Annotated in this window: 15 protein-coding genes; 7 read left to right on the forward strand and 8 right to left on the reverse strand. The window is 45.9% G+C overall.

The window, feature by feature from the left end; genetic code table 11:
* A partial coding sequence (locus HYR79_09535; protein ID MBI1821936.1) for a 50S ribosomal protein L9 occupies positions 1 to 231 on the reverse strand: 231 nt, incomplete at its 3' end.
* Positions 232 to 632: 401 nt separating this feature from the next.
* Here HYR79_09535 and HYR79_09540 point away from each other — a divergent pair.
* The 7 genes from HYR79_09540 (at position 633) to HYR79_09570 (ending at position 6428) form a co-directional block, all read left to right on the forward strand.
* Entirely contained in the window at positions 633 to 956 is a 324-nt protein-coding gene (locus tag HYR79_09540; protein ID MBI1821937.1) for a hypothetical protein, read from the forward strand.
* Entirely contained in the window at positions 949 to 1422 is a 474-nt protein-coding gene (locus HYR79_09545; protein MBI1821938.1) for a hypothetical protein, read from the forward strand. Before HYR79_09540 ends, HYR79_09545 begins: the two co-directional genes overlap by 8 nt.
* Positions 1423 to 1546: 124 nt before the next feature.
* Positions 1547 to 2059: a cytochrome c gene (locus HYR79_09550; protein ID MBI1821939.1), complete on the forward strand. Its 513-nt coding sequence runs from the start codon at positions 1547 to 1549 to the stop codon at positions 2057 to 2059.
* Positions 2060 to 2189: 130 nt separating this feature from the next.
* Complete coding sequence (locus tag HYR79_09555; protein MBI1821940.1) at positions 2190 to 4229, forward strand: universal stress protein; 2040 nt, start codon at positions 2190 to 2192, stop codon at positions 4227 to 4229.
* Positions 4230 to 4383: 154 nt separating this feature from the next.
* Positions 4384 to 5706 (forward strand): radical SAM protein, encoded by a 1323-nt coding sequence (locus tag HYR79_09560; GenBank protein MBI1821941.1) that lies wholly within the window; start codon positions 4384 to 4386, stop codon positions 5704 to 5706.
* Positions 5707 to 5720: 14 nt separating this feature from the next.
* Positions 5721 to 6167, forward strand: coding sequence for a hypothetical protein (locus HYR79_09565; protein ID MBI1821942.1), 447 nt, complete (start codon positions 5721 to 5723; stop codon positions 6165 to 6167).
* A 51-nt stretch (positions 6168 to 6218) separates the two neighbouring features.
* Positions 6219 to 6428: a hypothetical protein gene (locus HYR79_09570; GenBank protein MBI1821943.1), complete on the forward strand. Its 210-nt coding sequence runs from the start codon at positions 6219 to 6221 to the stop codon at positions 6426 to 6428.
* On the opposite strand, the gene HYR79_09575 is transcribed toward HYR79_09570, so the two are convergent.
* From HYR79_09575 to HYR79_09605, 7 genes are all read right to left on the reverse strand, one after another.
* On the reverse strand, positions 6425 to 7582 hold the full coding sequence (locus HYR79_09575) for a VCBS repeat-containing protein (GenBank protein MBI1821944.1): 1158 nt from the start codon (positions 7580 to 7582) through the stop codon (positions 6425 to 6427). The two genes, HYR79_09570 and HYR79_09575, sit on opposite strands and share 4 nt — an antisense overlap.
* Positions 7583 to 7628: 46 nt before the next feature.
* Entirely contained in the window at positions 7629 to 8558 is a 930-nt protein-coding gene (locus tag HYR79_09580; protein MBI1821945.1) for a PCP reductase family protein, read from the reverse strand.
* A gap of 7 nt (positions 8559 to 8565) precedes the next feature.
* Positions 8566 to 9252 carry an iron-containing redox enzyme family protein gene (locus HYR79_09585; GenBank protein ID MBI1821946.1) on the reverse strand — a complete coding sequence of 229 codons (687 nt, stop codon included), beginning with the start codon at positions 9250 to 9252 and terminating at the stop codon, positions 8566 to 8568.
* 7 nt (positions 9253 to 9259) lie between these two features.
* Complete coding sequence (locus HYR79_09590; protein MBI1821947.1) at positions 9260 to 9526, reverse strand: PCP reductase family protein; 267 nt, start codon at positions 9524 to 9526, stop codon at positions 9260 to 9262.
* A gap of 427 nt (positions 9527 to 9953) precedes the next feature.
* Positions 9954 to 10868: a P-loop NTPase gene (locus HYR79_09595; GenBank protein MBI1821948.1), complete on the reverse strand. Its 915-nt coding sequence runs from the start codon at positions 10866 to 10868 to the stop codon at positions 9954 to 9956.
* Between the two features lie 73 nt (positions 10869 to 10941).
* A complete protein-coding gene (locus tag HYR79_09600; GenBank protein ID MBI1821949.1) occupies positions 10942 to 11661 on the reverse strand; it encodes a DUF420 domain-containing protein in 720 nt (239 codons plus the stop codon).
* Between the two features lie 104 nt (positions 11662 to 11765).
* Positions 11766 to 12827 (reverse strand): redoxin domain-containing protein, encoded by a 1062-nt coding sequence (locus HYR79_09605; GenBank protein ID MBI1821950.1) that lies wholly within the window; start codon positions 12825 to 12827, stop codon positions 11766 to 11768.
* Positions 12828 to 12830: the final 3 nt, after the last annotated feature.

A 12830-nucleotide genomic window follows, 5' to 3' on the forward strand; every position in this document is an offset into this window, starting at 1 on the left:
CGATTCTTTTGCCAGGGCTTCGACGATATCCTGCGAAGTAACGGAACCAAAAAGCTTGTCCCCTTCTCCCACCTGAACCGTCAAATGAAGCGTCAACGACTGAATTTTTTCACTCAGATCCCCGGCCTCCTTTTTAATTTTGTTCAACTTGACGTCAATCACACGTTTTTCATGATCTAACGCTTTTGTATTTTTATCGGTTGCCAGAACGGCCTTTTTTCTGGGAATCAAAAAATTACGCGCAAAAAAGAGGTCAAATCTTTTGTTGTATATTACTTTAATCTGCTATGTTGGGATGGGCCTGCCATTGGGTATCGGAGAAACTAAAGTTGGATGGTGGATTTCGGAAGCAGGTCGAAGGAATTGACCCCTTTTTTGACCTTTAATATCCATTCTGTCAAGGCAACCGAGGAACCCGAGAACAGAAATAGGAAGTTGTCATTGCGAGCGAAGCGAAGCAATCTCGCCATCTTGAACCGAGATCGCCACGCACCCTATGGGTGCTCGCGATGACAGGAAAAACAAAGAGTTTCAAATCCTATCTCCTGGGAGAGGAAAAAGGGATTGCTCCCGTTTTTTAAAAAGAGTATACTTTCTTTTTTTTAAAAAACTCTTAAAGTAAAGGATTGAAATTGCCTGCGTCTCCTTTATCTCAAAAACAAGAAAAAAAGTCGGATGATCTTCAACTTCAAGACAGGGTTAACCAACTCGAAACGCTCCTTTTTGGCTTACAGGAAGAGCTTCAAAAGTCAAAAGAGGCGATCTCCGCTCTCCATTCGCAACTCATTAAGTTATATCAAAAAAGTTTTACGACCTGCGTTCAATGCCATACCGAATTCGATCTTTTAACGCACCATTACAGTATCGGTCTGTATGATAATCTCGTCTTTGTAAAATGTCCGACGTGTCAAAAGAACATGGCGATTGACCGAATTGACGGGTTAAAACGTGAATAGTTACCCGGCGAGCGGAAACGAGCGAAAGGGGGAAGCTTCATCCGGCTCCGCCGGTGAAGGGAACGACGCGAGCCCCTATGAAAAGACGACCCCGGAAAACCTTTTTAAAGGTTTGGTTTGGAACCTGTATAGAGAACATATCAAAAGTTTTTCCCATGCCGCGGTCAAAGGGGAAACCTCCGCAGAAGAAATGAAAAAGACTTTCGTGTCGATCCTTCCGGATTGTCTGGTTAAAATTTTAGGGCAAGAAAAGGTTGGTATGATTGTCCAGTTTCATCATCTCGACAGTTATCCGGCGGCAGAACTCGTCGATATCGTCCAGATTCAAGACTTTTTACAAAAAAAATACGGCGGCGGAAAATTTAAAATCAACCTTTACCACAAGATGAATTTCATGTCGACCAAAAACTATGAGACGCCAGGACCTTTTATTTGGAAGTCGATGATCAAAGAAGATTTGATGTGAAAAACCTGATGAAATTTTTCTGCGTGAGAGCTCTTGTAACAGGCTTTGCCTGGACAAGAGCTGGGGTTCGGGGGCATCGGAGGATTTCACGAAGTGAAACCACACGGGCCCCTGAATACGATCGGTGAAAAAAACGGTTTTTCAACTCGTCATCATATTTCTCGTCATGTATGGGGTTCTTTATGTTTTTATTCAGTTAGGTCCCCAGGAAGCGGAAACAAAAGGAAAAGAAAGAGATATTGAAATCCCCCGCGCTCCGGAGGAGAGTAAAGGGGTAAAAAACCCTCTGCCCAATACCCCGGAAATCATCGCAAAAGGACGCGATATTTATCATGGGAAGGGTACCTGTTTCGTCTGTCACGGAAATACGGGAAAGGGAGACGGACCCTCTGGAGTCGAGCTGAATCCCCGTCCCAGGAATTTCACGAATCCCCGGTTTCAGGAAATACGCACCGACGGGGAACTTTTCTGGGTCATTCGAAATGGGAGCCCTGGAACACGGATGTTTTCGTATTCTCCGGCGGTCATTGACGAAGAGGACTCCTGGGCGGTCATTCATTACCTCCGGACCCTTCCGCTGGAAGCCCAAAAGGAAGCCGCTCAAAAACCGGCGGGATCAGATAACCCCTTAAAATAGGGGTGTTTTTTATTCGAGCAGTGTTATATAATTTCGCTGTTTTACCTGAAAATATTCGGTTTTGAAATTTTAAAGTTTAGTTCTTCAATTTTAGATAGGAAATTCCTGCAAGTGATAAGGAGAAAAGACCATGTATAAATCAATTTACGTCGCGGTAGACAATTCAGACTATTCCAATAAGGCAGCCGAAATCGCCGTCGATTTCGCCAAACATTTTGGGTCGACCGTCATCGGGTCGCACGCGTATGCCGCAAAGATGCATGACAAAAGATTTAAACAAATGGAAGCCGGCCTCCCTGAAGAATATCACGATGAAAAAGAGCTGGAAAAACAGCGAAGGATTCATGACTCCCTGATCACCCGGGGACTGGAAATTATTACCGATTCCTACCTTGATATCATTCACGGAAAATGCAAAAACGCCAACATCGCGTTTGAAGCCCGCTCTCTTGAAGGACGAAATTTTCAAGTTCTTGCCCAGGATATTAACGAAAACAAATATGACCTTGTGGTGATGGGTGCTTTGGGCGTAGGAGCTGTTCGTGAAAGTTTGATTGGAGGCGTGACCGAACGGGTCGTTCGAAGGGTCCGGTATTCTGACATTTTTATTGTAAAAGACCTCAACCCGATTGAAGGGGCTAAAAAAATATTTGTTTGCCTCGACGGAAGCCATCAAGCGTTTGGAGGTTTGAAAACAGCGGTTGAACTGGGAAAAGCCCTTGGAATGGAGGTTGAGGCGCTTGCCGCATTTGATCCCTATTTCCATTACGCCGCCTTTAACAGTATTGCCGGCGTTCTTTCAGAAGAAGCCGGAAAAGTCTTCCGGTTTAAAGAACAGGAAAAGCTTCATGAAGAGGTCATCGACAGCGGTCTGGCCAAAATCTATCAGGCGCATCTTGATATCGGAAAGCAGATCGCCGAAGAAGACGGAATGAAAATAAAGACGACCCTGCTCGATGGCAAGGCCTTTGAAAGAATCCTGCAGTACTGCCGGAAAGAAAAACCATGGCTGGTCATCATGGGAAGAATCGGCGTTCACTCCGATGACACGATGGATATCGGCAGCAATTCTGAAAACCTCCTCAGAATGATCTCTTCCAACGTGTTGATTTCAAACCGGACCTTCGTTCCCCCTATCGACACGATGGCGGAATATACGATTGCCTGGACAGACGAAGCGAAACGGAGAATGGAAAGAGTTCCTGTCTTCGCCCGGGGCGTGGCCAAAACAGCCATTTACCGGTATGCGGTTGAAAAAGGGCATACGATTATTTCGAATGAAGTCGTCGATTCCGCGATGGGGCATTTGTTGCCCGAATCGTCCATCAGGGCGATGAAGCGGCTTGGTGAAGCGCTTGAAGAGAAAAAAATCGACCGGGATAAAATGCAGGGAAGTGATGAGGTGATTCAGGACCTGATGGGTGGGAGCGCTCAAATGATGGGCCTCCTGGGAACGACCGTTGCCGCCGGGACCGGAGCCTCTGGAACATTAACCTACGACCAGCGACGTGATTTGCCTTATTTTATGTGCGGCGGCTGCGGATATATCGCCAAGGGCGACCAACCGGTAAAATGCCCGATTTGCGCCGCGGAAGGAACGGAATTCGGAATGATCGATAAATCGATTATTCAGGAAGCCGCAAAAGCGGAAGGAAACATCGAGGTTGAATTGGCCTACGATGACGTTCAGATTGAATGGACTTCTGAAGGCAAAACCCGTTTAAGACAGGTTCCTTCAGGATATTTGAGAAGAAGAGCAAAGGCCATCATCGAAAAATCAGCGCGTAAAAGAGGAATTCGGACGATTACCACCGATTTTGCCTCCGAGGTGATTACCCAATATGCCGAGGAAAAAGACAACTGGAAGGATGAAATCATGGGAATTAAGTCTGCTGATTCAAAAGAAAATACTTCGGGTTCTTCGTGGGATGAACAGGCCCGTCAGCGGTTGGAGAGGGTTCCCGCAGGGTATATGCGGGATTCCACGCAAATTACCGTTGAGGAATATGCCGCTTCAATCGGTGTTCAGCTGATTACCCTGGAAGTCGCCAATGACGGAATTGAAAAAGCCAAAAAGATCATGGAAGAATCGATGAAAAATCCGGAAGCTTTGCAGGCAATCATGAATAAGCTGGCGGAAGCGAAGAAAAAAGAGTCTTTGGCCAAATAAACAAACATTGGTTACGGTATTAGCCTATGATCAGGGGGACGTAACCTGCCTGTTCGCGCTCCGAAGTTTACCGCTTATTTTAACGGACATTTTGGAAAGGTAACCAAACTTCGAAGAGGTCGCTGTCAGGTCACATCCCCCTGATCTCGAATGGTTGTCAAAAAAAACCGATGAGGAAATGATGGTAGAAGCCACCCTAAAAAAAGAGTTTAAACCGTTTTTAATCGCGTGGAATTTAACCAAACGATGCAATTTAAAATGTGAGCATTGCTATTTGTCAGCCGGTGAAAGAGACGCCGGCGCCATTGACGAACTCAAAACCGAGGAGTGCTTTAAAACTATTGATGAGATGGTTCAGGTCAACCCCGCCTCGATCCTGGTCTTAACCGGGGGCGAACCTCTTCTCAGAAAAGATCTCCCGCAACTTGCCCGCTATGCCTCCGAAAAAGGGATGATGGTCGTCGTCGGAACGAACGGCACCCTTCTAACCGATGAAAAAGTCCGGGATCTCAAACAGAACGGCGTGATGGGGGTTTCAATCAGCGTCGACTCCCTGAACCGCGACAATCATGATACGTTTCGCCGGCTTCCGGGAGCTTTGGAAGGGGCTTTACAGGGAATTGAAGCCTGTAATCGCAACGGACTTCAGTTTCAAGTCCATACCACCGCAAGCAGTATGAATTACCAGGAAATTCCGACCATCATGGATTACGCTTACGAAAAGGGGGCTAAAGTCTATAACCTCTTTTTTCTGGTCTGTACCGGCCGGGGTGAAGAAATGTCCGATATCACGCCTTCTCAATACGAAACGGTTTTAGAATATCTGGTCGACGTTCAAAAAAAATACCCTGGAATGCTGGTCCGCTCCCGCTGTGCACCCCATTTTAAAAGGATTGCGTATGAAAAAAATCCGGTTTCGCCCGTTACTAAAGCACAGGGGTATGAGGGCGGCGGGTGTCTCGCGGGGACGCATTATTGCCGGATTACGCCGGAAGGAAACGTCACCCCCTGTCCTTTTATGCCGATTTCGGTCGGAAATTTAAGAAACAACTCGTTTGACGACATCTGGAAGACTTCTTCCCTTTTTTCGGATCTTCGCTCCCCTGTGCTGAAAGGAAAATGCGGTGATTGTGAGTACAGCGAGTTGTGCGGCGGCTGCCGGGCCCGTCCATTTGCCTCACACGGCGATTATCTGGATGAAGATCTCTGGTGTCAATATACCCCAAAAGGAGGGGTTAAAATCATGCCTCAGCCGCCTCAGAAAGAGCTGAACCTGATTTGGGATGACCGTTCCCATGCTCGCCTGAACCGTCTTCCCTATTTCCTTCAGAAAATGATTAAAGGAAGGGTGGAGGTTTATGTCAGAGACAAAGGGGGAAACATCGTGACCCTGGAAGATATGGAAGCGTTAAGACAGAAAACGTTTGGAAATTCAAAACCGGTATTTGACGCCGGTCAATTTAAAGGACTGGAATAAAAGGAAAATGTTTCATGAACGCACTTAAAGTGATCAATTTCTGGATCCATTTATTCTCCGGGTTTAGTTATATCGGCGGAGGAATATTTTTTTCTCTTTTTCTCTCCCCCATCGCCAAAAACTATATCAATAACAGCCAATTTCAACTCTTCCTTGAAGACCTTCACGATCGGTTTCAAAAAATTTCCGGACTATTTATCACGCTTCTCCTCCTGACCGGGGGATTTAATATCCACTTTAGCCGTTTGGCCAGGGGAGAGTTTTCGAGCATTTATTTTGTCGCCCTTTCATTTAAGATCCTGTTCTTCGGCATTCTCCTGACCCACTACCTTCTCATCCTTAAGATGATTCTGGGCAAGGAACAAAAGACAGGCTTAAAATCAATTCCGTTTCAACAAACAACCTTTGTTCTGGGTTTGTTAATCTTATTGATGGCCGCTTTTTTAAAGTACTTGCCTTAAATCGATTTCCTTGATTAAGAAATTCTCCATTCAACGCGGGATAAATCTGGAATGTCTTTAAAAACCTTCCTTTTGGGAATCGGATTTGGTCTCGCTTTTTGGATTGGCGCTTCGGCGGTTGAGGCTTTTGTCTTCAATCAGGATAATTTTTTCACGCTGATCTTCTCACCGGATCAGAATGAATTCGCCATCCGGATCTGGATCATCGTCCTCATCTTTATCGTTTTGACCGGCAGTTCAAAATCCCAATCGCCGGATTAGGATGGGGGAACGGATTTAACAGGCTGAATGGCCTGTCCGAAAAAGATGCTCACCGAACTGTCGCCGTTATTGGCTATCGCAAAATCAGTAAAACCATCATGGTTAAAATCACCTTTTACCATGGCAAAAGGCCCCCGTTTGGTTTGATACCGGGCCGGGGGTTCCTTAAAAGCGCCGTCCCCGTTTCCAAACAAGACCATCAACGTACTGCTGGCATTATTAATAAAGGCGATATCGGTTAAATGGTCTCCGTTAAAATCACCGGAAACAATGGAAATGGGTTCTGAGTCGCCGCTCATCGTCACGCCATTCTTAAAAGTCCCGTCTCCATTTCCTAAGAAAACCGAGACGTTATGGTGAATGGGATCAACGGTAATTAAATCGGCCTTTCCGTCGCCGTTTAAGTCTGTCTGAGTCAGGGAAATCGGTCTGAAATTTCTTTCCGTGTGGCGGTAGCCGACGGTAAAATTACCCTGCCCATCTCCCAACAAAATCTCAATACCGTTTTTCACAGGGCCATTGTTCGTAATGGCAAGGTCCAGGTGACGGTCATTGTTAAAATCTCCCACCACTAACGCTGTCGGGGTATCATCCGCTTCAAACGTTTTATGAAATTTGAAAGTTCCGGCGCCATTTCCCAGATAGACCACCACATGATCAAACCGGGACAACACCACCAAATCAGTCTTGCCGTCCTGATTGAAATCGGCGCTCTCTACAAACAAGGGGGAACGTTGCTCCAGCGTAATTTTTTCCCCTTCAACAAAGGACCCATCTCCCTTTCCCAGTAAAATCGTCAAATCATCGGTTTCATTGTTTACAATTGCAAGATCGGGGATTTTGTCGCCGTTAAAATCGCCCGCCGCTATGCCCCGCGGCTTTTTTCCCACCGGAACCATGAGATGGTCTTTAAACGTTCCATCTTTGTTCCCAAGCAACACAGAAATATTATGACTATTACTGTTGGAGGTAATTAAATCAGTTGCGCCGTCGTTATTTAAGTCCGCCGCCGCAATAAAGATCGGATTTAATCCGACGTGATAGTTATTATCCGGCCTAAAGGACTCCTGGAATGGAGAAAGATCAGTTGTTTTGTTTGTTGTGCATCCGGAAATCAGAAGGGCAATAAAAAGATAGTGTATGCGCAGAAACATTTTTTTGGAATCCAAATTTTTATTGGCCAGGAGAAGGAAGGAGGCGTTAAAGGAGTTTCTTTTCGTCCCCTTGCAAATACCTTTTCATTTTTTCCATCATCTCACGGTCCAACAAACCGACCTCTCCCCTTTTATCCATAAATTCTTTGATTTCACCGAGGCGGACCGCAGCTTCTGGATTATCTTTTAAACGTTTAGTCTTGACCAGAGCATCTTCAAAGGCATCAAACGTTAAGGTATTATAGCCATACTGGCGAATGCGGATAACGGCTTTCATCATCGCTTCATTTCTGTAACGGGTTAACATTTCAGAAGTCACCTGATCGGCTTTGGCTCGCCGTGCGCGTCTTTCCGCCGCCTTTTTAATCCCGCTTCTGACAAAATCAGGCGAGGTTTGAAGACGTTTCCAAGCCTCAGGAGACCACTTCACTTCTTCATGGGTCTCATTCCATACCAAAAGAAGGACCTCCTCGGTTATTTCCTCAACCCCTTTTCCCCTGGCCAGTTCCTCCGCGTCTTCTTTTAGCATTTGCGACACGAATTCAACAGCCATGGGCGGGGTTTCTTTAATTTTCTCCTGAAGGAGTTTGATCGCCCCATCCGTCCATTTCATCGAGGATGGAGCGGCGTCGATCTTTAATCCCAACCCCTCGATTTTAGAAAAGAGATCCGAATTAACTTCGAGATGCCCCCCTTCTCTGGCAATTTCTTCGGCAATCCGCTGAGTCATCGGCCGCAAAAATTCAGGCACGGTATCGAGCCTCTCTCTGGCCTTTTTGGTCCAGAAAATACCGCCCGGTTGGGCGGGCATTTCGACCCCCGCCATTCCCTCATTTTTCCACCGGGACAAATGTTCCGGTGTGATTTCGGTCAATCCCTCGGCCTCTGCTTTTTTTTCGGCCAGTTTTTTGACCATTCCCCTCAGAAAAAAAGGGGCTAATTCAATTTTTTTTAACGCTTCTGCTGTCCAGTTCATGGTTTTTTTAAGTTAAGACCGGCGTGAATATTGTTTTTTCCAGGCCGCTCCAGAAAATACGGCGCGCTTCCAGCGATTTCATCGCCCCTTCCCTGATCAACTTCCGATCTTCATCCGTATTAAAATGGGAGATCAACTCGTTGAAGATTTCAGCGTGGTACTGATCCTGAATAATATGAAATGTGAAATATTCATACTCCTCTTCTTTAAGAGAGGTGTTCTTTTCAATCCCTTTGACCAGGCAAGTAAACATGGGAGGAATTGAAAATTCATGGCCCGGACCAATTGCGCCGAGAGCGATTCTAAAATCGTCATCCCGGGTCATCTCTTTATGCATCTCGACAAAACTTTCGGTTTCAGGAAGGTGCGCAACTCTCCCCCAGTCGTTATCTTCCAGGCCAAGGCTCTTGAGAAAATTCCGATAAAGAGCAGGATGGCTCCTGAAAATCGTATGCTGACCGAATTCATCATGATAGACATGCCGAAATAGCGCTGAAACGGAGGGATCGGGAATCCTCGGCTGGAGATTGGTCATATAATTGAGAAAAATCTTGACCAGTTGATAATGTTGAAGTCCAAAGGCTCTGATCTGGTCCAGCGTCAGAGGGAGAGTTGAAAACTTCTTCAAAAAGGGGTGATTGACCGCCTCATGCTGTTCAATCTCGTTCTGTAAATCTTCTATAAAGGTATTCATGGTTTCCTTACGACGGCATGAATTGACTGAACCGGTTTTTCACTTCGTCGATCAGTTCTTCGGAGATTTTGCTTACCCCTTTTTCCATCGCCATCCGTTCGATCTCTTTCTTGGCCAGAGGACGGACGAAGACCGGGATATTTTCAAGTTTCTCCGTTGCGCCGGGAGTCCATTCAAAACCAGCCTGATCATTTTTGGATTCGTCAATCACCGTCGGAGTAACCACCTGATACCCCCTTTTTTGAGCAAATGTTTCTATTCCGTTTTTCACCATCGGCCGGACAAATTCTGGAATTTTTTCCATTCTTTCCAGGGCTTCAGGGGACCAGGTGACTTTAGACACAACCCCCTCTTTCATTCCGGCTAACATGGACGAAAACGGACATTTTCCAGCCTCGGCTTGAACAGCATCGGCTATTGAAGCCGTTGACGCCGCCGGAGTGGAAACGGCCTTCACCGGCTCGCTCACGGAATCTTTCAAGGTTCCCCGCGTCAGCTCAAAAGGTTCCGGATCGGTTGTTCTCCCTCCCAGCTTAACCCCCAGCGCGCTGACCATTTGAGTTTCTCCAGGATTGGTCACCATGGCAACGCGACTACCGCATTTCGGACATTCAAACATGACACCCAATGAATCGTCACCCGGTTTTTCAACTTTTTGAAACAACATAAAAGATTCACATTTCATGCATACAAATTTCATTTTATTCCCCTTTTTTAAATTTAATCCTTAACCGATCTACAATCTCCTGGGCTATTTGCTTAAACTTTTTCACGGTATATTCAGATTCATCGGATAATGGCATGCCATGATCGCAGGCGTAGCTCATTTTCCGGCTAAAAGGAATTTTCCCGAGAAGAGGCACGTCTAATTCTTCACAGAGTTGGTCGGAACTCCCGTCGAACAATTCACTTTCGGTCTGACATTCCGGGCACAAGAACCCGCTCATATTTTCAATAAGCCCGATGACTTTAATCCCCACATCTCTCGTATATACAATGGATTTCCTGACAACGTCCCCGGTCACTTCTGAAGGGGTCGTGACCACCACGGCGCCATCTAATTCAGGAATATATTTGGCCATTGCGGGAGGTTTATCGGCCGCCGCGCCCGGAGGGAGATCGGCAAGAAGAAGATCCAGCTCTCCCCAGATGATATCACCCAGGAATTCCCGAATCACGTTCATTTCCACCATTCCAAGCCAAACGGGAGAAAGGTCCATAGACCCCTTCCATTGAACCGGACTGTCTTTTTTTAAAAAGAAGTCCATGGATGCGACCTTAATTCCGTAGGGACCCGCAGGCGGCAGGGCCCCCTCCGGCGTCAGGATGAATGTATCCCCTTTCATCCCCAGCATCTTGGGAACGCAGGGTCCGTTGAGATCGACATCTAAAACACCGACTTTTAAACCCATACGCGCGAAGGCAACGGCAAGGTTAACGGTGGTCATGCTTTTGCCAACACCGCCTTTCCCGCTTAAGACTACAATTTTTCTCTTGATTCTTCCCATTCGGGTTTTGACCGTCAGGGATTGGTCAATCAACTGCTTCATCACCTGAGCGTCATCAGGGTATTGAAGTTTGCTCAATATGCTTTTCAGGCTTTTCGTTTGTTCCATTGAAATTTCCTATTAGAAAAGGTAAATATGCCTTACTTTTCAACAAATTTCAAGACCTATTTCTGGATTCTGCTCAAGGAACATGAGGCCATAGGACGTACAACATGAGATAGGTTGCCGTGCTGGTAAATAGAGCAAACAGATAGAGCGTCATCGTAAATGTTCCAACGACCCGATGACGCTTTGCGCCATCAGGAAGGAGGTATTGGGCGACTCCCTCGAACAGGATTAATAAAAATCCACCCCCTACACAAAGAGAAAACCACGCAATGAACAATCCGAGAGTAGGCGGCCTAAATAAAATTCGGACCAAAAAAAGAATGCCTGCGAGAAGAACTGATACGATCACGGTATAAATCGAAAACTTTTTCAGGGTTAATTTAGGGGAGCCCTCAACGAGAACTCTGTTTCTCCCTTTTTTTGAAGAGACCCGGAATCCCAGTAGAATCATATAGACCGCCAGAATAATCCCGATCGTAACGACCGAGATGTGAATATTTAAGACAGGCAAGAAAACCCATTTATAAATCGTTGTCCCCCCTCCAAAACCCTCTTTTCCTTCAAACGCAACGGCTCCTAATTCTCTTGCCAAATAATAAATCACAAAATAGGCTAACATGGCGACCATGGCGACCAAAGTCAGCGTATGATGGGCCTGCCCTTTTGTTTTTTTAGCCTGATACCACCCGACCATAAAAAGAAAAGTAAAACCAATAGCCAAAAGATAACTGAGGTCAGCCCCAAACGTGCCATAAGGGGCCAGAAAACCCGGCTTACCAAGAAACGCGGTCATGATCTCTCTCCTATTTGATGTGTCATCCTGAGAAAAAAAAAGGATCTACAGGCAAGATTCTTCGGCGATGCCTCAGTCAGAATGACAGAAAACGATGTTAAATACTAACCAAAAGTGAACGTATAACTTTCCAGGTCAGGATCGGCTATTTTAAGAATTAACAGGTGTTTCCCATAACCCGCCTGGTTATTGACAATTCGATAAAGCTTTTTATCCGAAATAAAGACTCTACTTTTTCCGGCGGAATCAATGACGATGTCCTTTCCCATTTGGTCTGGCGTTAAATCATGGCGGTCTAACTGGACTTCCACCCAGATTCCCTTACGATCAGTTCCCGCGACCCAATTGACAGATTTTGCTTCATATTTTATTAAAATTTCTCCGGGGGTTGAATCGTGATGAACCGCATACTCCTCGCTGACAGCCCAATGCCCGACGAGATAATAGGCATGCTCTTCTAAATGCGGCGGGAGGGCATACGCTGTATTTTTACCCGCCAAGATTCCCAGGGGATTTCCGAGAAAACCGCCGTGAAATGCGCCAAAAAATATTTCCGGAGACTTGATTTTTTGAAAATTAACCTTCTCCCCTTCAACCGGGGTTAAAGGTCCATCAAGCGTTACACCGGTTTCAGCCAGAAGCTCGCGTATTTTTTCCTCCGAGTCTTCATAATGTCCTTCGCCAATGACCTCAAACCGGATACTCCCATCGGAACCGACAAAGAATTTATGCGGCCAATAGTGATTTGCAAAGGCATCCCATGTCTTATGGTCACTATCTAAAGCAACAGGGTATTTAATTTGAAGCTCGTTTACCGCCGACTGCACTCTCGATAACTCTTTTTCAAATAAAAATTCAGGGCTATGGACTCCGATAATGACCAGCCCTTTATCCTTATACTTTTCATACCACCGGTTTAAATAGGGAATGGTTCTTAGACAATTAATGCAACTGTAAGTCCAAAAATCGACAATGACGACTTTTCCTCTTAGTTGGGCTAATGTTAAGGGAGGAGAATTAAACCAGCCTGAAATTCCCGAAATTTCCGGGATGATCTTGTTTTTCGAGGATTCCCCGTCGAGCTGCAGGAGGAGTAAAGGCGCAACAGCTACAAAAAGAATAATAAGGAGAGGATAGGTCATCCATTTCTTATTTTTCCAATCCATGCT

This window comes from Nitrospirota bacterium (assembly GCA_016178585.1).
Taxonomy (GTDB): domain Bacteria; phylum Nitrospirota; class Nitrospiria; order JACQBW01; family JACQBW01; genus JACOTA01.

Coding starts and splice junctions, on each gene's coding strand:
- HYR79_09555 (MBI1821940.1), top strand. CDS start 2,190: ATGTATAAATCAATTTACGTCGCGGTAGACAATTCAGACTATTCCAAT.
- HYR79_09565 (MBI1821942.1), top strand. CDS start 5,721: ATGAACGCACTTAAAGTGATCAATTTCTGGATCCATTTATTCTCCGGG.
- HYR79_09570 (MBI1821943.1), top strand. CDS start 6,219: ATGTCTTTAAAAACCTTCCTTTTGGGAATCGGATTTGGTCTCGCTTTT.
- HYR79_09575 (MBI1821944.1), bottom strand. CDS start 7,582: ATGTTTCTGCGCATACACTATCTTTTTATTGCCCTTCTGATTTCCGGA.
- HYR79_09580 (MBI1821945.1), bottom strand. CDS start 8,558: ATGAACTGGACAGCAGAAGCGTTAAAAAAAATTGAATTAGCCCCTTTT.
- HYR79_09585 (MBI1821946.1), bottom strand. CDS start 9,252: ATGAATACCTTTATAGAAGATTTACAGAACGAGATTGAACAGCATGAG.
- HYR79_09590 (MBI1821947.1), bottom strand. CDS start 9,526: ATGGTGAAAAACGGAATAGAAACATTTGCTCAAAAAAGGGGGTATCAG.
- HYR79_09595 (MBI1821948.1), bottom strand. CDS start 10,868: ATGGAACAAACGAAAAGCCTGAAAAGCATATTGAGCAAACTTCAATAC.
- HYR79_09600 (MBI1821949.1), bottom strand. CDS start 11,661: ATGACCGCGTTTCTTGGTAAGCCGGGTTTTCTGGCCCCTTATGGCACG.
- HYR79_09605 (MBI1821950.1), bottom strand. CDS start 12,827: ATGGATTGGAAAAATAAGAAATGGATGACCTATCCTCTCCTTATTATT.